This window comes from Pseudanabaena minima str. Chao 2107, assembly GCF_051131155.1.
In the GTDB taxonomy this organism is placed as follows: Bacteria; Cyanobacteriota; Cyanobacteriia; order Pseudanabaenales; family Pseudanabaenaceae; genus Pseudanabaena; species Pseudanabaena minima.
Genome location: NZ_CP159508.1, coordinates 1,380,805 through 1,401,345, shown reverse-complemented (window position 1 = coordinate 1,401,345; position 20,541 = coordinate 1,380,805). Strand labels below are relative to the sequence as shown.

Sequence of the window (20,541 nt, the reverse complement as noted above, 5' to 3'; positions counted from 1 at the left end):
AAAACAAAAAGGCTCGCAACGCGAGCCTTTTTGTTTTATTTAGTTGTAGGATTACAAAATATCCCTTCGGCATTAGTAGCCACCATACCGTATGTGTAGCGGATAGCTTTAGGTCTACCAATTTGCGCTTACCCCTTTCGGAAGTAATTGCCATTTCGGGGATACTAGACCCACACGGGGGGGAATAGGATGGGTCTATTAGTAATTTAGCCTATTCGCCCATAATTTGCAATAGCCTATGAAAAATTTTTTGATGACAATTATCAAGAGACGATAACTTTTGTAAGGGCTTTCGGTATAAAGCATTAGGTATGATTAAAGATTGGCAGCTTTGCAATTGTTTGGCGATTTTTGGTAGCTGCCAGTATGGATGTGACCAAAAATTGCATTCTCCTCTAATTATTTACTTTTATTTATGACTGCCCAACTGAATTATCTGATGTGCGCTCCCGATCACTACGACGTAGACTATGTGATCAATCCTTGGATGGAGGGCAACGTTCACAAATCTAGCCGCGATCGCGCTGTAGAGCAATGGCAAAAACTGTATGGAGTCCTCAAGGGTTTAGTTAATGTCGAGCTAGTGACACCCGCAAAAGGCTGGCCAGACATGGTATTCACCGCCAACGCTGGTCTAGTATTAGGCGACAAAGCGGTATTGAGTCGTTTTTTACATAAAGAGCGTCAAGGCGAAGAGCCTTATTTCAAAGCATGGTTTGAGTCTAAGGGCTTTACAGTGTTTGAACTGCCCAAGGATTTGCCCTTTGAAGGTGCAGGTGATGCCCTGTTTGATCGCAGTGGTGGTTGGCTCTGGGCTGGCTATGGCTTCCGTTCTGAGCTAGATGCTCATCCTTACTTGGCGAAATGGCTCGATGTCGAAGTTCTGTCTCTACGTTTAATTGACAATCGCTTCTATCACCTCGATACCTGCTTCTGTCCTTTAACAGGCGGATATTTGCTGTACTATCCACCTGCATTTGATTCCTATTCCAATCGCTTGATTGAAATGCGCGTTCCTGCGGACAAACGGATTGCGATCGAAGAGGCGGATGCTGTTAATTTTGCTTGCAATGCGGTCAACGTCGATCGCAATGTAGTAATGAACAAAATCAGCGATCGCTTGAAACAACGCATTACCAATGCTGGGTTCACCGTGATCGAAACTCCTCTCACTGAGTTTCTAAAAGCTGGTGGCGCAGCAAAATGTTTAACTTTGAGAACTATTGAAGTTCCTATTGCCACAGAAAGCAGTGACCAAGCCATTGAGCAAGGTGGTGTAGAAGCAAGAATTGTCGAATTAACAGGACATTTGCTAGATTCTGGCATCATCAATCGCGCCCTTGATTTGGTAACCGATAATGGCGGTAGTTTTCAAGTCTTGGAATTTAATCTTGGTGAACAAAGACAAAGCACTTCTTTAGCCAGAATCCGTATTTCAGCCCCATCCCATGACCTCATGGAAACAATCATGGGTGAACTGATTGAAATCGGTGCAGTCCTACAGGATCGCGACACATCTGATGCAAATCTTGAGCCAGTCTTGCAAGATGGCGTTGCCCCTGATGATTTCTATGTATCCACAATTTATCCTACCGATGCCTGTGTCGATGGCGAATGGATTCGTTGTACCAATCAGCGGATGGATGCGGCGATCGCTATTAGTCCCGATGGTAAAACTGCTACCTGCAAGCTTTTACGCGATCTCGTCGTAGGCGATCGCGTCGTAGTGGGTTACGATGGCGTGCGGACTGTGCGTAAACCTGAAGCTAGAGATACCGCCAAAAAAGAAGAATTTTCCTTTATGGGTGCAGGTGTATCTAGCGAACGTCGCGTCGAACTCGTCGTCGAGCAAATCGCATGGGAACTTCGCCAAATTCGTGATCGCGGCGGCAGGTTAGTTGTCTCCTGTGGTCCCGTCGTTGTGCATACTGGCGGCGCTCCTCACTTGGCTTACTTAATTCGTGAAGGCTATGTGCAGTCAATGCTTGGTGGTAATGCGATCGCCGTTCACGACATGGAGCAGTCCTCAATGGGAACTTCTCTCGGCGTTGACCTCAAGCGTGGCGTGAGCGTCAAAGGTGGACATCGCCATCACCTGAAAGTGATTAACTCCGTCCGTCGCTATGGCAGCATCCACAAAGCCGTTGAGGCTGGATTTGTCAAGTCTGGTGTGATGTACGAATGCGTTAAGAACGAGGTTCCTTTTGTACTAGCTGGCTCCATCCGTGATGATGGTCCCTTACCTGACACCGTAATGGATTTACTGGAAGCACAACGCTTATATAGCGAACAAATTCGTGGTGCTGACATGATTTTGATGTTGTCATCCATGCTGCATTCCATCGGTGTCGGTAACATGACTCCCGCAGGCGTGAAGATGGTTTGTGTGGACATCAATCCTGCGGTGGTGACCAAACTCTCTGATCGCGGTTCTGTTGAGTCGGTTGGCGTAGTTACTGATGTCGGGCTATTCCTCAGCTTGCTGGTGCAGCAATTGAAGAAACTCGATAGTCCAGTGGCTGTTGCGGCTTAGGTTACAAATCAAAACCCAAATAGCGCGAAGCGGCGCGAAGCGCCGCCTCACACTATTTGGGTTTTGATTTGTTCTGATACAGGTTATAGCTATATATCTCAGGGAATTTTTCTCTTAATTGGGCAAGTTTAGGTAGGTCATGGACAACCACATAAGGATAGTCAGGATTGTGAACAATAAAATCTTGGTGGTAATCCTCTGCCGCATAGAAATTCTCTAAGGGAACTAACTGAGTTACAACAGGTTTAGAAAAACTTTTATCTTGATTGAGACGTTCAATATAGGCTGCTGCGATCTGCTGTTGCTCAGGATTCGTGAAAAATATCGCTGAACGATATTGAGTGCCACGATCAGGACCTTGTCGATTTAGTTGGGTTGGGTCATGTGCGACATGAAAGTAAATTTCAAGAAGCTTCTCGTAGGATATTTGAGAAGGGTCATAGGTGATTTTGATAGATTCAGCATGTTCTGTGCGTCCAGAACTGACAGCTTCATAGTTTGCTGTTGCCGCACTTCCGCCAGAATAACCAGAAACAACATTGGAAACTCCTTTTAGATGCTCAAATACTGCCTCTGTTCCCCAAAAGCACCCTCCTGCAAACACGGCTGTCTTCATTTCTTTCTGATTGAAATTAGGAATATCAGCAGTAGAGGTTTGCGATGCTCTAGGATCAGTGTTAATCGCCTTGACTGAGACAAAAGAGTTCAGAAATAAAGAGGCGATCGCGAAGCTGCCAACAATACCGCCCAAAACATATAAATTTCGCTGAAACATATTCATAGACTCTCCGTAAAACCATCTAAAATTATGGGAACTTTAACGTTGTTGATGGGTTGGTTATAAGTAGGGCTTACTGAAAAAGCAAGAAAAGCATACAAGCAAAGGTTTCTAAGGAGAACGAAAACAGATAAAATGCAAGAAAAAGCAAGAAAAGCTAGAAAAACCCTTGCACCAATAAAATTGCATGTACCGACAATCCCCCACAGGACAGCTATCATTCGAGAACTTCTACTTACCATTTGGCGGCAAACTATCAGGAGAAAATCGATGGGTAAGATTAGCAGAACTAGTGCCGTGGGAAGAATTTGAGAATGAATATGCAGAACAATTTAGCGAAGGACAAGGAGCACCAGCAAAACCATTTCGGATAGCACTTGGGGCGCTGATCATCAAAGAGAAGCTAGGAACAAGTGACGAAGAGACAGTAGAACAAATTCGTGAGAATCCATATTTACAATACTTCCTAGGCTTATCAGAGTACAGCGACAACGCCCCATTTGAAGCAAGCATGATGGTACATTTCCGCAAGCGATTGAATCTAGAGATCGTGGGCAGAATCAACGAACGGATTGTGAAGCCTCCTAAAGAGTCGGGACAAAAAGAGAAGGAAGCAAAGCAGTACAAGAAAGAAGAAAGAGAAGAGATAGAAGAGAAGTTAGAAGAGCAGAATATAGAAAAGGAACAGAAAGAACCAGAACCAGCAAACCAAGGAAAATTGCTGCTAGATGCAACAGTCGCGCCATCCGACATCCGTTATCCCACTGACATCAAACTGTTGAACGAAGCAAGAGAACAAACGGAAATAGTGATTGATGCTCTTTACCAACAAGTGAAAGAACAATTAGCGAAGAAACCACGCACCTATCGCCGTGAAGCAAGGACAGCGTATCTCCAAATTGCCAAACAACGCCAACCCAATCGTAAAAGGATTCGCAAAGCATTGCGCCAACAGTTGGGATATGTGCGTCGCAATCTTGCCCATATTGACACTCTAATTGCCGCAGGGGCAAAGCTATCGGAATTGAAGAGGAGTCTCTATCGGAACTTGCTAGTCGTCAGTGAAGTATATCGGCAACAACAATGGATGTACGAGCAAGGTGGTCATCGCATAGATGACCGCATCGTCAGTATTACGCAACCTCATGTACGTCCGATTGTCAGAGGTAAGGCAGGAACACCTGTGGAGTTTGGCGCTAAACTCTCAGTTAGTTGTGTCGATGGTCATGCCTTTCTCGACCATCTCAGTTGGGATAACTTCAATGAATCGGGGGATTTGCAGCAACAAGTAGCATTGTTTAAATCTCGCTTTGGACATTATCCTGAAGCGGTTTACGTTGACCAGATTTACCGCACTCGCAGCAATCGCGCCTATTGTCGAAATCTCGGTATTCGGATTACGGCTCCGCCTTTGGGCAGACCTGTACCCGATGAGTTGGCGGCTATTCGCAAGCAGACTCTCGAAGATGCTAAGGTTCGCAATCAAATTGAAGGTAAGTTTGGACTGGCTAAACGACGGTTCAGTCTAAATCGCGTCATGTCCAAGTTGGCAAATACATCGGAAACGGCGATCGCTATCACTTTCTTGGTGATGAATTTGGAAGCGCTGCTCAAGCAGCTTGCTTTTTTCGGTTTGTCTTGGTTTATCTTTTGCTGGCAACTCTTTGTTCTTCCTTCTTGGAAACCCCTTTTTAACTTTAATTCTTTTTCTTGGCAATTTCCTTGTAGACACTCAAAGTATTATCCCCTTCCTCTTTGCCCACTACTTTTCCCTTAGTCTCTTTTTCAGCAAGCCCTATGTAGTCTTGGGATAATTCTAAATTTGGTAATGGATTTGCAGCGATCGCCCTAGTTTCCGCGCTAGTTACAATCGGGCTATCTGTAGAAAATATTTGCGAATTAATCGGTGACTTAATTTGCGAGTTGATGGATTTGATATCATGGCGATCGCCTAGATAAGCTGAACTTTGAGATGGGCTTTGAGAAGTTTTGTCTTTATTCAAGTTGTTGAGACGGTTAACAATGGGCAAATCTGAAGATACGGAAGTAGGATTGGGGATCTTTGGCTGTGCGATCAGTAGAGGTTCGCTAGTAACTGCTGAGTTCTCTCTTAATGGTCGATTTTCCTGATTTACCGAAAAAGTCTCTACAATGTTTTTAGGCGTTACAACTGGATAGTCAGGAGTATTTGGATTATTTAACTCGGTAGTTAATGGCGGGGAAGTCAATGATGGTGGCGATTGTGAAGTAGCATCAACTAAACCTTCAGAACTAGCAAATTTTGCTTGTAATGTCATTTCTCCTATAGTTGATGATGCAGGAGCGATCGCTTCAGGCGCGACCATGGGATGCTCCGAAGCAAAAGCTTGTGGCTCTGGAAATTCGCCTCTTGAATCCGAGATGCTTTTAGTAGATGGGCGATCGCTGATTGGTGAAGTAGCTTCAACTAAACCTGCTGAATTAGCGAACTTCGCCCGTAAAGGCATTTCACTAGATTGACTATTAGACAAATTGTGAGATGTAATTTGAGGCGAAACCAACTGATCGACTCTATTGCTGCTTTCTACTGCGCTTCCAATGTTTTGAGCATTATTCTGAGCATAATTCTGAGCGTAAACAATGGGAACAGTCTCTGAGGATAACGTGTTGAGATTGCCCCAGCGTTGCATTTGTTGACTGAGTAAGGGTAGGCGATTTAAAAAGCGATCGCTGCGATTAATAATTTTTTGGCTCATGTCCCTCTTCGTCACCCCTGCTTGAGTTAAAGGAAGTACTAGCCTTCCTAATAACTGAGAGTTAATTGCATCTTGCCAATTTGATAAAGTGTTCGCCATAATTTTACTTAGATTTTGGGAGTGATGCTTCGCGACTCACTCAACTATTACTTAAAGTTTGGAAATACCTTGATGTACTAATTCAATTCGTTCGATCGCCACTTCATCACTACCTGCATTCAGCTTTGGTCCTTCCCACTTCACAGGATAAGCCTTCTTCACTGTCCACCACATCACAGGAATATGTTGGTTATTTAGTAATAGAATCGTGCCATTCATTTGTTGAATGATGCCTTCGCTGGTGGCTTTGTACCACAAATAAAACAAATCAATATTCACTAAACCACGACTCAGCACTAAATTAGGATATGTTGTCCGACTCGGAAATTGATGGACAAAGCCATTTAGTCCACCTTCCTCATAGGATTCCAATTTGATCTCACTACTCAAACCGCTAACTTCGCTAAAACCACCAATCACAACTCCACCAACTTCCATGGCAAAATTAAAAGTCATGAATGGATCATGTCCCAACAAGCTGAGGGTAGAACCTGCGGCTAGAGAGCTATTGAGGCTAAGAAACTTTAAATTCACATCATGCTCCAGTTAGGAATTGTTTAGTCTTTGATTGATTTGGGCAACCTGTGCCACCCATTGTTGGCGATCGCGATGTTCCATAGTCATAATTTGGTCATGAGACCAATGGAAGTGATAAGCAAGATAGGCTACCTCCTCTAGCAATTGCTCAGAGGGGTAGCGACTCACTCCCCCACTGGCAATGTTTCTACCTCGAACTCACCTTCACAATGGGGACAAACCACCAACAGCCGACTATGCCCGTTTTGATTAATCCGTTGATAAAAATCTTGTAAATAAATCAAATCTCCTGAAAATAATCCTTCGATTACCTTAGTGTTAAGCTGATCGAGATCTCCCAATTTAGTGATTACTCTTGCTAAGAGAATAATTACCAAATAGCCTGGGTTTTTCTGAACCCTCGGATCGCGTAAAGGCAGGATTTCATCATATGCTGTAGATAGACGCATGATGCCTTGTCGATGGACATTCCCTTCGGAATCGAGATAACCTTGAGGGAGGAGAAAAGGAAATTCAGTTTGCGGCATGATTTTTATCGATTTTGGGCTTAACTAGCAGTTTAACCAACCGTAATACCCTCATGGACTAGCTCTAGAGTCTCGATCGCAATTTCATCGGAAGTAGCATTGAAACTAGGAGCATTCCAAACCGTCGGCCAGCTTTTTTCTAGATTCCAGCGCATTTTTTCTGTACCTGTATCATCCGCCAAAATAATCGACAAATTACGGCGATCGGCAACACCATCTTGTAAATTTTTGTGCCAAAGCCACAGTTCTTGGTTATCAGTAACTCCGCGTTTGAGGGTGATATTGCCGTAGCTATTTAGCCCCGGAATTTGGCGTGAAGCTAGAGATTTATCAGTTCCCTCACGATAAGTTCCTGCTTTGCGAGTAGCGGTTAAGCCACTGCATTCCCGAAAACCTGCATGAACAATTCCATCCCATTCCACCCAAAAATTATAGCCACTATAGGGATCATGGGGATTAGCAAGTGCTGGCATAAGAAGTCCTCCTAAAAAATAAAAATCTAACACTACCATCCACTACATAGTTATTGCTTCGCAATAACTATGTAGTGATGTTAATTCCACTGCTACTTTGGACAAGTAGTAGCCGAATAAATTCACCAGGGATCGTTGGCGCTAAACCAATTTCTGCGGTTACTTGTCCAAGTTCACGCAATTCTGATGGATTGGTGGTCGCATCACAGTTGACATAAAATGCCTCTTGCGGAACAGAGCCTTGGAGTGCGCCTTGTCGCCAAAGAGACTCACAATAAACACTTAATTCTCTCTGCAATCTGATCCACAAAGGAAAGGCATTAGGTTCAAATACGGTATCTGCTAAATTCCGATCTGCCCAGCGTCGAAATGTGAGAAATAGCCGTCGCACATTCACATATTGCCATTCGGAAATATTACTGAGTGTGCGAACACCCCAAACACGGATGCCGCGACCACGCAAGCTGCGAATACAGTTCACACCATTGCCAGAAATCGGATTGAGCAATTCTAAATCAGCAGGAGTTAGAGATAGACTCAGATCGAGTACTTCCTCTAGTCGAATATTAGCAGGAGCGCCATGAACTCCGACTTGCCGATCGCTACTGGCATAGGTTCCCGCAATATGACCACAGGGCGGCACAAATTTAGGAACAGATGCCTCACTCAGATTTTCCACCTGTAGCCAAGGCGCATATAACGCACCGTTAGGGCTAGACAGTCCCTGCTGTTGCTGCGCGATCGCTTGCACATCATCCACATTTAAGGCATCAAGAATCGCAAAACGATCACCCATGCGATCGCAATGTTCTAAAATTGCTTGCTGCATTCTTTGCTGCTCAGCATCTGGAACTGTCATGAGATCGGGCGCACAAACCAAGTCAACGTCCTCTAAAATTTCGCTGGTTTCTAAAGCTGTTTGTAAAGTTGTTAATTTGTGATCTGATAAGGCGATCGCATAACATAAACGACCACCATTCGCAAAAAAACCACGCACAGCATCAGCCAAATATCCATTGCCAATAGAACTAAAGTGCTGTTCAAACTGAAGCATCAGTGTGAGCTTTTTCGGTTCATTGACACCATCCCTAACCGAGGCAAACCCCAAAAACACAGGCACTCCCGTTAGAAGTTGTGGCTCAGGGGTCGGCACGATACGGGTGAGATATACACCAGGAATTTGTCCAGAAATTTGCCCAGAAATTTGCGAGTCTACAGTTGGCATAGTTTATTAACCTTGTTAACCCTGCGTTCCCGACCATTGACTGAGACGGAAGATCACGAATTCCGCAGGTTTGACCACAGCAACACCAATCTCGGTAACTACCTGCCCAAGATCGCGAATCTCAGGGGGATTGGTTTCCTCATCACATTTGACAAAAAAGGCTTCTTCGATTTTTGTGCCAAATAATGCTCCTTTGCGCCATTCTACAGTTAAGAAAGCCGAAATATTGCGACGAATCTTTGCCCATAGCTCAGGAGTATTAGGCTCAAATACGACCCACTGTGTACCTTTATCAATGGAATCGCGCAAGTAGCAGAAATGCCGACGAATATTCACATATTTGAATTCGGTATTCGCATCGCCGCCAAGGGTACGTGCACCCCAAACCAGAATATTTCCATTCAGTTTGCGAATGCAGTTAATTCCATCGGGATTAAACCCATCTTGCTTAGCTTTGCTGAGAGTATATTTCAAGTCCAAAGCACCTAAAATCGACTCATTAGCTGGGGCTTTGTGTACGCCTTTCTGAGCATCAACCCTTGCATAAACCCCAGCCATATGTCCGCTAGGTGGAACATAGATATGCGCATTACTTGCTGGATCATAGACCTGAATCCAAGGGAAATATAAAGCAGCATAGTTAGAATTGAAGGGTTTGAGTGTGCTCACTAAGTTCGTGGCACTTAGATCGATCGCTTCATCACTATCCAAAATAGCAATGCGATCGCCCATCTTTTCGCAGTGATCTTTAATATCGTCTCTGAAGTCTAGATTTCCAGGAGCCGCCACAATCGCAATCTCATCTATCGCCTCAAAGTCATCCAGAACCTGCGTAATCTGCTGCTCTTCTGAAATCCAAACCACATAGCAACGAGTACCACCATTGCGAAAGAAGCCATAGACAGCATGGGCTAGGGTATTTTGTCCTGCACTATCACCACTAGGAGGCAAAAAATCACCAAAAAATTTTTTAAACTCGGTAAAGTTAGTAATCAGCTTAATCTCACCCGCTTGGGCATAGCCAGAAGGTGCTGATTCATCAGATGAATCAGCAGATGACCAAGCATTAGTGTTAATTGTGCCAATAAAACCAGCAACACTCGTTCCTACTCCAGCGATCGGAGCCGAACCTGAAGCTTTCTCTTCAACATAAACACCCGGCGATAGATAGGTTGGCATTATTGAAACTCCTGTATGGATAAATGCAAATAGACTTACAGCGCTTTGCGTTCAAGTAAAACTATAAGTTTTGATTAAAAGGTTTGCATAGCAAACCTTTTAATCAAAACTTATAGTTCTGGGAAAATCAAGGAGGAGAACGATTCGCTGATGTGGAAATTCCATTGGTAACAGCTTTACGTTTTAGATGGAAATTTTGTTCAGTCAGTACTTGACCTTGCAAGAGAGAAATTTTTGGTGGGTAAAGCTCTGGAGATAGATTAAGTTCGTAGCCCGAGGCGGAAATTACCAATGTAACTTCCTGCGAACTAGCTTCCACTCCTGTTAATAAATATTCTCCATCACCATTAGTCAATGCATACTCATTTTGTCCCTGAATCCGAACCTTTGCAATAAACTTCTCATTTTCTGGAGCCGTAATCTTGCCCTGTACTCCCGTTGGTGACAAACATAAATCGACATGAATGACTCCACTTGTCTCAGAACCAGCAACAACCGTTACTGATTGGGTCGCTGAACCGTAGCGAGTTCCTGCCTTTGGGAAAGAAGCTACTAAGGTGTAATCTCCTACTGGCAAATTACGAAAAAAGTAATATCCATCCTGATCAGCATAAGTGCGATCGGGACGCATTTTCTCCCAACTCTCGGCTCTATACTGCATCGCTTTGAGCTTGAGGATCGAGCGATACTTGTCTGGTATTTCACTGAGGGTAATCTGTGCGCCTGCGATCGCCTGTTGCGTTTGAGCATTCATGACTCGACCTGCGATCGCTACCCGATGACGAATGATCGCTTTCTCCATTACTATTTGAGTATTGTCTTGCTCACGCTTGATCATAGTTTTGGGTTAAGTTAAGAATTTGACCGCAGGTAAATCTGACTATCAGTAACAAGAGGAAACTCTTCACCCGCCTCATCGACTGGAACCGAAATAGTAATTGTGTAATTGTAATAGCTCAACGTAGGAAAATTGACAAAGGGGCAAAAGCTGATAAATTAAAGAAATGAAAGAACTACCCAACCTAAAAGAACTAACAGACGAGGCAAAAGAAGCCTTGATAGTTAAGTTATGGGAAGAACTACAAAAACTACAGAAACAGTTAGAAAAGAAACCAAAGAAGACTTCAAAGAACTCAAGTTTGCCACCAGCCAAAGGATTTAAAGCGGAAATCAATAATCCAGAAGAAACAGAAGGCAAACGAGCAGGAAGTATAGGAAGAGATGGAGGAGGTCGTCAACTGAGTGAAAATCCAGACCAAACGCTCAAAGCAACTGTAAAAAGTTGTGCAGAATGTGGGAAAGAGATCGCTGAATCAATGCAGGTATTACTGGAACGATACGACAAGATCGATATACCACCAATCAAGCCCATCGTTACCAGAATCGAAAGGTATGGATGCAAGTGTGAGCATTGTGGACAGGAACAAATCGCAGCATTACCCGTAGGACTTGAAGTAGGAAGTCCCTTTGGAGAAAGAATAGCTGCCCTAGTGACAACGATGAGATACAGTCACGGTATAAGCTATGGAAGAATGCAGCAAATGCTGAGTGAAGTATTTGGCTTAGAGATATCAGAAGGAGGTATCGCCAATCTCTTAACAAGGGTGAAAGGACAACTAGAGTCGGAGGTGACAGGAATACTCCAAGCCCTAAAAACATCTCGTCTAGTATGCAGTGACGAAACCAGTGCAAGGGTAAACGGTAAAAATCAATGGGAATGGGTATTTCAGAACGAACAAGTATGTTTTCATATCATCCGACCGTCTAGAGGCGCAGATGTCATCGCCGAAGTGATGGCAGAGCATCAACCAGAGGTGTGGGTATCAGATTTGTTTAGCGCCCAAAAGACCAATCCAGCGACAGAATGGCAAGTTTGTCTTGCCCATCAACTCAGAGATTGTCAGTATGGAATTGATGCAGGAGACCAGATTTTCTCTGGCAGGATGAAAAAGCTGCTGCTACGAGCTTTGGTGCTGCGAAGGCGATGGTCGGATTTAGCTGACTCTACTCGTTATCAATATCGATGTCGATTGTATCGAGACCTCGACAATATTTTAGCTCTGTTACCTACTCAAGAAGATGGACTTAGATTACAGAAGCGATATCTAGAATTACGAGAAAACTTATTTCTGTTTTTGGATGACCACACCATCCCGCCAACTAATAACTCTAGCGAACAGGCTTTACGTTGGAGTGTCATTTTTAGAAAAGTTACGAATGGTTTTCGCTCCGATTGGGGGCGTGACTTATTTGCGGCTGTTCGTTCCATTGTCAATACTGGAAAAAGACAAGGCTTTTCTGCTTTTGAGTCCATTCTTATCGCTTTGAATCCTCTCAAATCATTGTTTTCTATAGGTTGAGCAATTACGTGTAATTTAAGGCAGCTTTGGGCTTCCCACCCATCGCTTGCCAAAACTCACCAAAGCTTTGTAACAGATTTGGTCCTAACAAAGCAGATCGAATCGGTGGTTCTTGATCCTTTAGACTTCCCTGTAGTACCTCCTGAGGAAGTTTGCGATAGCGCAATAACACCTTCATGACGTTGCCCAAAATCTTGTGCTCGTCTTGTACTGCTCTATCAGATACCGACCAAGCTGTAATCAAATAAGAACAATTTACGCGAACTGCGGGACGTTTTTTTATCGCTGAGCCAATACCTTGACGCTCATACTCAGTAATGCCACTACGCAAATCCATGTTCTCTCGGATGTCATACAGAAAAAGATTAATACCATTAGGTTTGTTAGTTTGCACAGGTGCATCGAAGCTAATATTCTCTGTCAATGATGGCAGTAAATCTGATGGCAGTTCGCGTTCTAACAGTTCCTTTAAGGTACTATCCAAGTCTTGAAGCATAACTCGGCTCTCATCTAGTGATCTTTACTTCGCTAAGCAAACTTTCTTGGGGGGTAAAAAGCTTTAACTATGTACTTATAAGAGTATTGATGAAATAATCCTGTCACGCATCAAGTCTAGTTGTATAGACTCTGTATTAAATGTTTACCTTGGCTAATTTTGCTGTTGAGTTTAATTTTTCAAACTAACCTACAAGAACGCTGATCGCATTAGCTAAAAATCTATCATCAGCAATCAAACTACTATGTCTGCCAGTCATCATTATCATCCTGAACCAATTCTTGTTCTCCTTGTGCCTGTCGAAATTTTTCAATCATAGGATGGTTGAATAAATCCTCTATTATACGAGATTCAGGGCTAAGACCTAGAAGTTTGTGAGGTAACAACGAGGAATCAACTTCATCATTTCTATTAGTCTGTATCTCAGATTGAATTATTCTTTCCTCTAAACCTAAGATGTCATCAATTATCTCATTACGTTCTTCTGCTGTAGTAGATGTCAATAACTTTTGATAGAACTTTTTCTCCATACCTTTAAGATGAGGATAAGGCGAATTTTCTAATCTTTTAAGTAAGCCATATGCTTTTTCTAGTGTTCCTAAGCCAGCTTCAGTTACATCTGCTTTAATGCCACCTATCTTAGAGGGTAAACCTAACGTACTACGCTTATCTTGACCAGTAAGAGTGCTTTCCGATGCTCCACCGAAAACTTTTTTACCCACAGTTGCAGCAACTCCATGAGAACCTCCATGAATATTATCTGTATGAGGAGCGCTTCCTTCAAAAGCGATTTGAGTTAGACTTTGCATTCCATCTGTTGCATGACGATGAAATCCATGACCAGTTTGATATTTCTTAGTGTTGCTTCCTCTATGTCTACCTCTACGTGCAGCTTCAGATACACCTTGATATCCTGTTGTCACATCACGTCCTTTAGTATCATGTAACTTCAACCCAATACCTCCAATAGGAATGTCAAATCCTGTAGAGTCAATGCCACCTGTTGTTTTATCTACTTCTTGAATATGTCCAGTACTAAAGTCTTCACCATGAGTTCCTACCCGTTGATATGCTCCCATGTATGAAGTAGGCATCTGACCACCATGACCTCCTCCTGTTATGTCTCTACGATTATCTAAACTTTCATCACTACGCATCTCTCCTAACATCAAAAAATTATTAAAAAGATCTCCAATACCAGTTTCTGAACGATAATTAAAGCGACCGCCACCTGATGCTAATGTTGCTAAGTTTGCTGATACTTCATCACTTTGAAATTCTTCAATGGGTCTGTAATTTTCTGCTACATCAGGTATATCATTCCTCCCTATTCTTTTCTTCCCTTTTTTGAATTGAGTACCACCTTGCACTCCAAAAACAGCTTGTGCAAGAAAGTGTCGTTTAAGCATAGCTTGTTGCTCTTTTAATACTCTTTCTTGATCTTCATTATATTTAGGATCATCTTCAGTAAGTCCAGACGAGAACAATGTGTTATACCAGACAGATGCATTCGCTTTATTTTGTCCCCTTAAACCATCCTGCTTATTCATCATATAATATGCCGCACTCTCAGGCGACCAATCTTCTTCATCCATTTCAGTCTTTCTCTGAACAGTCATCTTACCCAAACCATTAGTAGAAGTTTGAGAACTTCCAATTGGATGATTTTGCTGTACCACATGAGTCAATTCGTGAGCAATTAACTCATGTCCATCACGGCTACTTGGATTATAAGCTCCTTGCCTAAAGAAAATATCTCGTCCAGTTGTGAATGCTTTGGATTGAATTGACTGATTTAAGTGATCAGACTGCGAATCTGTATGGATTTTCACACCACTAAAATCTACACCCATTGCCTGTCCCATCGTTGCTTGTAGGGTTGCATCTAATGACTGTCCACGACCTCTTGTCTGTTGAATTGATGATTCCAAATCAGACTCTATGTCATATGATACATTTTCTCTAAATTCCTTACGTTGAATGGTTTTAGATTGGTTAGTAAGTTGTGGTGAATGAATCTTTTGGACGACATCAGAGGCGACTCGATCAGCTTCCTGTTCGTAGCGATCGCTTGGGTTGCCAATTACTAACTTTGGCTGGATAAAACTTGTTGTAAACGATGCAGCCAACTCCTGCGACAAACCATGAAAATGTGGCTTGGGTGGCTTAATCGTCTCTTCTAGTAATACATTAACTGGACTTGACCACTCATCCTCAAAATGTTGGGGTTTAAATGAATAGGAAGTTTTTTCGGCTTGCGGTGTTACTAAACTTTTACGCCTTGTTCCCATTATTAAACTCCCTTTACTATCAGATTATGATTCTTAAGTATGGTTTTATTTGATTATTTCAAGATTATCTTACTAAATATTCACCTACGATCGCAATTTTACTAAACTTTGTAATGTAGTCAACCAAATTATACCCAAACACAAAATGGCGTAGCCATTTTGTGTTTTTAAAACCCTTACTGGGTTTGGTTTTTAATTCACAAAAGTGTTGCCACATTTTCGTGAATTGGTATTACTAGTGAGTCACATGACTACTACGTCCCTGATTAGATGTTATCTAAATACAATCTCCAAAAACTCCATAAGTAGCAAAAAATAGTTCCTGATATCTCTATATCTCTAATCATGAAAAAAGTTCTCATTTTGGGTGGCACGGGTGATGCAGTGAAACTCGCTGCCAAACTAACCACTATTCCCGAAATAGAAGTCATTAGCTCCCTCGCAGGACGTACCAAGAAACCAGCCGCCCTAGTTGGAAAGTTTCGCATTGGTGGATTTGGTGGCGCAGAAGGATTAGCCCAATACTTACAAGCAAATTCTATTGATATTCTCATGGATGCTACCCATCCCTGTGCAGGACAAATTACTATTAATGGCGCGATCGCGGCACAATCAGTTAACATCCCTCACCTCATGCTCGTTCGTCCCCAATGGGAGAAACTAGCTGGCGACAATTGGATCGAAGTAGAAAGTGTAGAAGCCGCAGCAATTGCCATTCCTGAATCGGTAAATCGAGTGTTTATTACATCAGGAAGACAACAACTAGAGCCATTTTTACAGCGATCGCACATTAGTCCGCATATCTGGTACTTAATGCGCTCCATCGATCCGCCCGATCTGGAATTACCTAATAGCATGTTACTGCTTGATCGTGGACCATTTAGTTTAGAACAGGAGCGGCAATTATTGCGAGACTATCAAATTCAGGCGATCGTTAGTAAAAATAGCGGCGGCAATGCGACCTATGCCAAGATTATCGCCGCAAGGGAATTGGGAATTCCCATTATTATGGTGCAGCGCCCCGTCATGCCTAAAGGTGAAAAAGTCACGAGTATCGAAGAAGCGATCGCATGGTTAAATCAGCTTTAGTTTTTTGAAAATAGCTCAGGAATACGAAAAAGCTAACTAGCCCCAATCAATGAAGACGGCGCTTTGCGCCGTCTTCATTGATTGGGGCTTTATGTCTTAAGAAAATCTTGCATTGCTATAGGTTTAAGATCAGTACAAAACGGTATAACGATCCTGACCCTAGCTATAATTAATGAAACTTGATCTTAATAACAAATCCAAAATTATAAAAGGATATAGCGATTGATATGGGGCGACTAGGCGTTTTACTGCTGAACCTCGGTGGACCAGACAAATTAGAAGATGTCCGCCCGTTTTTGTATAACTTATTTTCTGACCCAGAAATTATTCGCTTGCCTTCACCATTACTGCAAGCTCCACTAGCTTGGTTAATTTCGACGCTACGGGCTAAAAAATCTCAGGAAAATTACAAAAAAATTGGTGGTGGCTCACCACTAAGGCGCATCACTGAAGCTCAAGGACAAGCTCTGCGATCGCAGCTTCAGCAAGCTGGGCATGATGTAAATGTTTATTTGGGTATGCGCTATTGGCATCCCTTCACTGAAGAGGCGATCGCCCAAATCAAACGCGATCAGATCGAAGAATTAGTGATCTTACCCTTGTATCCACAATTTTCAATTAGCACCACAGGTTCTAGTTTTCGATTACTTGATCGCATCTGGAAGACCGATCCAGAATTACAAAAAATCAAATATACAGTTGTACCTTCTTGGTATGACAATGCAGGCTATTTGCAAGCGATGGCAAACCTCATTTCCCAAAAACTCGATCAAGTTAAAAATCCCAACGAAGCCTATATTTTCTTTAGTGCTCACGGTGTACCTGTCAGCTATATCGAAGAAGCAGGCGATCCCTATCAAAAGGAAATCGAAACTTGCGCCGCGATGATTATGCAAAAACTCAATCGCTCCAACTCCTATAAGCTTGCCTATCAAAGTCGTGTGGGTCCAGTTGAATGGTTGCAGCCATACACTGATGTGGCGATCGAGGAGCTAGCGACACAGGGGGTAAAGGAACTAGTCGTAGTTCCTATTAGTTTTGTATCAGAGCATATCGAAACCTTAGAAGAAATTGATATGGAATATCGAGAAATAGCTGAACATGCAGGCATAGAAACCTTTGCACGAGTTCCTGCTCCTGATACTGATCCTACGTTTATCCAAGCCTTAGCCGATGTTGTGCTTAAAGCTTTACGCGATCGCCCCATTGCCTTTGCCGAAACAATTCAGCCTCAAAAAAATACCAAACTCTATCCTCAAGAGCGTTGGGAATGGGGAATGACCCAATCCGCCGAAGTTTGGAATGGACGCTTAGCAATGTTAGGTTTTCTAATTTTGCTCCTAGAGCTTTGGTTAGGACGCGGACAAATCTTTCAATAAATTTCCCAATAAAAAAGGGGGCGCAAAGCGCCCCTTTTTTATTGTTGTTAACTAGCTAGCAGCATTAGATTCGCGCCGTACAGAGGTATTCTTGGGTTCACCCTTGATCTTTGTAACTAGAGAATTCCAGCCAAACTTGGTTAGAGCAAGTAGCCAGTTACCTTCTAGCTCACGGAACATCGCCATATTCATATGGAATGAAGCATTGGCTTCATCTACAATGCGCTCAGCAGTAGCAGCATCCACAGGCAGGGTATCTAGAGCTTCACGGTAGCGTTTTTTGAACTCGCCATGATTGCGAATGTCATTGAACTCATAGAAAGCAGTGCCATCGCCTTCAGTCAATCCCATCGACTCCTTAGCGATTTTCTTGAGAATTTGACCACCAGAAAGGTCGCCCATATAACGAGTATAGGCATGGGCAACTAACAATACTGGGTCATTAGCAGAGATCTCACGGATACGAGCAAGATACTTTTCGCAAGCAGGAGTAGGCTTTACTGCTTCGCGCCAATTGGAGCCAAAATAAAACAACATATCGAGTTCAAGACTCTTTTCACGCCACAATTCACGGTAGTAGAGCTTGCTCAGAACAGGATCATTTTTGTGAACTTCAAACTCTGCTTCGATCGCTTTGTAAACGAAGTAAAGGTTACCGACGAGTCGGCTATAGGCTGTCTTGTTAACTACACCCTTTAGAAAACATTTAATAAAATCTGTGCTTTCTGCGGCAGAGTGCGATTTTTGTGTACCTACACGCAAAAGCGTTGCTAAACCTTGACTCATGGATTCTCCTAAACTTTTTAAATAAAAATAGTGTTATCACTCAAGCTAAGTAACGTAGATCGCCCATAGCCTGAATTTTAAATTAGTAGTAAAAACAGCAATAAAAACGATTATGGAAATATATGCTGGGATAAATAAATAATAATTGCGAGTAATTTGGGGGATAATTGCGGGTTAGCCAAAAAACTGCGATCACCGCTAAAGCCTCAAACCGTTGGTTTCTGAGACATTATTCCAGTATATAAGCCAATGTATAGAAAAATTTCTAGTCTGTTACAAATTTTCATCTACCCCTACGCCCATATAATGTAGTCAGGATCTCCTAATTTGTAGCAGTTGCTAATATCCGCCGCTATAAATTAGATTTTAGTCAAGCTAGCTTGAAGAGGTAATACATCTTGGTTTTAAGCGGATACGAATACTTACTGGTATTCATCATCGTTTGTACACTAGTTCCCATATCGGGGCTAGCACTATCGTCTCTACTCAGCCCAAAACAATCAGGAGCAGCAGGTCGTACCACTTACGAATCTGGTTGCGAACCCATTGGGGGAGCTTGGATACAGTTTAATATTCGTTATTATATGTTCGCGCTTGCCTTCGTTATCTTCGACGTAGAAACGGTATTTTTGTACCCTTGGGCAGTTGCCTTTAGTAAACTTGGCTTGCTTGCCTTTGTGGAAGCACTCATCTTTATTAGCATTCTTGTATTAGGTCTAGTCTACGCTTGGAGAAAAGGAGCCTTAGAATGGTCATGAAATCCGAAAATGTTGGTCTGGACTTCAGCATTGAAGAACAAACGCAACGACTCATTAATCCCGCAGCAACACCACAAGTCACCCAAGACTTATCAAATAATGTCGTTTTGACCACCCTCAACGACCTTTATAATTGGTCGAGAATGTCTAGCCTCTGGCCAATGCTCTATGGCACTAGCTGCTGCTTCATCGAGTTTGCTGCCATGATTGGCTCCAGATTTGACTTTGATCGCTTCGGTCTATTGCCCCGTTCTAGCCCTCGTCAAGCTGACTTGATCATCACCGCAGGGACAGTCACCATGAAAATGGCTCCTGCCTTGGTGCGTCTCTATGAACAGATGCAAGAACCAAAATATGTAATTGCGATGGGCGCTTGCACAATCACAGGCGGCATGTTTAGTACCGATTCTTACACCACAGTGCGCGGTGTAGATAAGCTGATTCCTGTTGATGTGTATATCCCGGGGTGTCCTCCTCGCCCTGAAGCAATTATGGATGCGATCATCAAATTGCGTAAAAAAATCGGTACGGAAGGATTTAAAGAAAGAGCTAACCTCGATCGCACCCATCGTTACTATGCGGTAAAGCATGAAATGAAAGTGGTTGATCCAATCTTGACTGGACAATATCTAGAAATGCCTAGCCGTATGGCTCCACCAAAGGAATTAGTCGAATCTGGTATTCCTTTACCCGCTTTGCAAATGGCTCAGAAGGAGGTAGAAACAGTTGGCAGATAATCAAGAAGCGGCTTTAGCTACAACTGAGGTAACTGCCCCAGTTTCGCAATGGCTAACGAATAATGGCTTTGAGCATGAGTTTTTGGGCTTGGATAAGCAAGGTGTTCCCATTCTCAAAATCGATCGCCAATTCCTATTACCATTCTCGACTGCGCTCTATGCCTATGGCTTCAACTACATGATGTGTCAATGTGGTTATGATGCTGGCGCTGGCGATAGTTTGGTGAGTATGTATCATCTCGCTAAGCTTACTGATGAAGGAATTAACAAAAGCGATCGCCTCGAAGAAGTCCGCATTAAGGTCTTTCTTCCTCGTACTGATCCGCGTTGTCCATCGGTCTACTGGATCTGGAAAACTGCTGATTGGCAAGAGCGTGAAACCTTCGATATGTACGGCATCGTCTACGAAGGGCATCCCAATCTCAAACGGATTCTCATGCCCGAAGACTGGATTGGCTATCCCATGCGTAAGGATTACGTCACACCAGACTTTTACGAGTTACAAGACGCATACTAAAAAAGAAGCACCCAAAGGGTGCTTCTTTTTTAGGTTGAGGTC

General features: G+C 43.0%; 20 protein-coding genes. 8 read left to right on the top strand and 12 right to left on the bottom strand.

The genetic code is table 11. The annotated features are described in order from the left end of the window. Positions 1-415: 415 nt before the first annotated feature. On the top strand, positions 416-2,533 hold the full coding sequence (locus tag ABM313_RS06055) for a TIGR00300 family protein (RefSeq protein WP_434686780.1): 2,118 nt from the start codon (positions 416-418) through the stop codon (positions 2,531-2,533). A gap of 52 nt (positions 2,534-2,585) precedes the next feature. Here ABM313_RS06055 and msrA read toward each other — a convergent pair whose 3' ends face one another. Further along, positions 2,586-3,308: a peptide-methionine (S)-S-oxide reductase MsrA gene (gene msrA / locus ABM313_RS06050; protein WP_434688384.1), complete on the bottom strand. Its 723-nt coding sequence runs from the start codon at positions 3,306-3,308 to the stop codon at positions 2,586-2,588. A 190-nt stretch (positions 3,309-3,498) separates the two neighbouring features. Between msrA and ABM313_RS06045 the strand changes: the two genes are divergently transcribed. Next, on the top strand, positions 3,499-5,088 hold the full coding sequence (locus ABM313_RS06045) for an IS5 family transposase (protein ID WP_434683668.1): 1,590 nt from the start codon (positions 3,499-3,501) through the stop codon (positions 5,086-5,088). Here ABM313_RS06045 and ABM313_RS06040 read toward each other — a convergent pair. The 8 genes from ABM313_RS06040 to ABM313_RS06005 form a co-directional block, all read right to left on the bottom strand. Beyond that, positions 5,009-6,145 carry a hypothetical protein gene (locus ABM313_RS06040; RefSeq protein ID WP_434686779.1) on the bottom strand — a complete coding sequence of 379 codons (1,137 nt, stop codon included), beginning with the start codon at positions 6,143-6,145 and terminating at the stop codon, positions 5,009-5,011. The genes ABM313_RS06045 and ABM313_RS06040 overlap by 80 nt on opposite strands. 51 nt (positions 6,146-6,196) lie before the next feature. Continuing rightward, positions 6,197-6,601: a phage tail protein gene (locus tag ABM313_RS06035; RefSeq protein WP_434688382.1), complete on the bottom strand. Its 405-nt coding sequence runs from the start codon at positions 6,599-6,601 to the stop codon at positions 6,197-6,199. Positions 6,602-6,691: 90 nt separating this feature from the next. Then, complete coding sequence (locus ABM313_RS06030) at positions 6,692-6,850, bottom strand: DUF6760 family protein (protein ID WP_434686778.1); 159 nt, start codon at positions 6,848-6,850, stop codon at positions 6,692-6,694. Further along, positions 6,847-7,209, bottom strand: coding sequence for a phage tail assembly protein (locus ABM313_RS06025; RefSeq protein WP_434686777.1), 363 nt, complete (start codon positions 7,207-7,209; stop codon positions 6,847-6,849). Before ABM313_RS06025 ends, ABM313_RS06030 begins: the two co-directional genes overlap by 4 nt. Positions 7,210-7,241: 32 nt before the next feature. Then, on the bottom strand, positions 7,242-7,682 hold the full coding sequence (locus ABM313_RS06020; protein ID WP_434686776.1) for a phage tail protein: 441 nt from the start codon (positions 7,680-7,682) through the stop codon (positions 7,242-7,244). Positions 7,683-7,749: 67 nt separating this feature from the next. Next, on the bottom strand, positions 7,750-8,907 hold the full coding sequence (locus tag ABM313_RS06015) for a phage tail sheath family protein (RefSeq protein WP_434686775.1): 1,158 nt from the start codon (positions 8,905-8,907) through the stop codon (positions 7,750-7,752). 15 nt (positions 8,908-8,922) lie between these two features. Continuing rightward, entirely contained in the window at positions 8,923-10,086 is a 1,164-nt protein-coding gene (locus ABM313_RS06010) for a phage tail sheath family protein (RefSeq protein WP_434686774.1), read from the bottom strand. Between the two features lie 127 nt (positions 10,087-10,213). Continuing rightward, the gene (locus ABM313_RS06005; RefSeq protein ID WP_434686773.1) at positions 10,214-10,924 is read right to left on the bottom strand and encodes a carboxypeptidase regulatory-like domain-containing protein; all 711 of its coding nucleotides are present in this window, start codon (positions 10,922-10,924) and stop codon (positions 10,214-10,216) included. 166 nt (positions 10,925-11,090) lie between these two features. Here ABM313_RS06005 and tnpC point away from each other — a divergent pair, with 166 nt between their 5' ends. Beyond that, positions 11,091-12,446 carry an IS66 family transposase gene (gene tnpC, locus ABM313_RS06000; protein ID WP_434683540.1) on the top strand — a complete coding sequence of 452 codons (1,356 nt, stop codon included), beginning with the start codon at positions 11,091-11,093 and terminating at the stop codon, positions 12,444-12,446. A 4-nt stretch (positions 12,447-12,450) separates the two neighbouring features. Here the strand turns inward: tnpC and ABM313_RS05995 are convergent, their stop codons facing one another. Both ABM313_RS05995 and ABM313_RS05990 read right to left on the bottom strand, forming a co-directional pair. Beyond that, positions 12,451-12,942 (bottom strand): DUF4255 domain-containing protein, encoded by a 492-nt coding sequence (locus ABM313_RS05995; protein WP_434686772.1) that lies wholly within the window; start codon positions 12,940-12,942, stop codon positions 12,451-12,453. Positions 12,943-13,184: 242 nt separating this feature from the next. Continuing rightward, positions 13,185-15,233, bottom strand: coding sequence for an eCIS core domain-containing protein (locus ABM313_RS05990; protein ID WP_434686771.1), 2,049 nt, complete (start codon positions 15,231-15,233; stop codon positions 13,185-13,187). Positions 15,234-15,578: 345 nt separating this feature from the next. Between ABM313_RS05990 and ABM313_RS05985 the strand changes: the two genes are divergently transcribed. Both ABM313_RS05985 and hemH read left to right on the top strand, forming a co-directional pair. After that, a complete protein-coding gene (locus ABM313_RS05985) occupies positions 15,579-16,322 on the top strand; it encodes a cobalt-precorrin-6A reductase (RefSeq protein WP_434686770.1) in 744 nt (247 codons plus the stop codon). 227 nt (positions 16,323-16,549) lie between these two features. After that, entirely contained in the window at positions 16,550-17,701 is a 1,152-nt protein-coding gene (hemH, locus tag ABM313_RS05980; RefSeq protein ID WP_434686769.1) for a ferrochelatase, read from the top strand. Positions 17,702-17,752: 51 nt separating this feature from the next. On the opposite strand, the gene ABM313_RS05975 is transcribed toward hemH, so the two are convergent. Further along, complete coding sequence (locus ABM313_RS05975) at positions 17,753-18,487, bottom strand: heme oxygenase (biliverdin-producing) (RefSeq protein ID WP_434686768.1); 735 nt, start codon at positions 18,485-18,487, stop codon at positions 17,753-17,755. A gap of 395 nt (positions 18,488-18,882) precedes the next feature. Here ABM313_RS05975 and ndhC point away from each other — a divergent pair, with 395 nt between their 5' ends. From ndhC to ABM313_RS05960, 3 genes are read left to right on the top strand one after another with little or no spacing between them, the layout of a single operon-like run. Continuing rightward, positions 18,883-19,245: an NADH-quinone oxidoreductase subunit A gene (gene ndhC / locus ABM313_RS05970; RefSeq protein ID WP_434688380.1), complete on the top strand. Its 363-nt coding sequence runs from the start codon at positions 18,883-18,885 to the stop codon at positions 19,243-19,245. After that, complete coding sequence (locus ABM313_RS05965) at positions 19,242-19,982, top strand: NADH dehydrogenase subunit K (RefSeq protein WP_434686767.1); 741 nt, start codon at positions 19,242-19,244, stop codon at positions 19,980-19,982. Before ndhC ends, ABM313_RS05965 begins: the two co-directional genes overlap by 4 nt. Beyond that, a complete protein-coding gene (locus ABM313_RS05960) occupies positions 19,972-20,499 on the top strand; it encodes an NAD(P)H-quinone oxidoreductase subunit J (protein ID WP_434686766.1) in 528 nt (175 codons plus the stop codon). The genes ABM313_RS05965 and ABM313_RS05960 overlap by 11 nt, the downstream gene beginning before the upstream one ends. Positions 20,500-20,541: the final 42 nt, after the last annotated feature.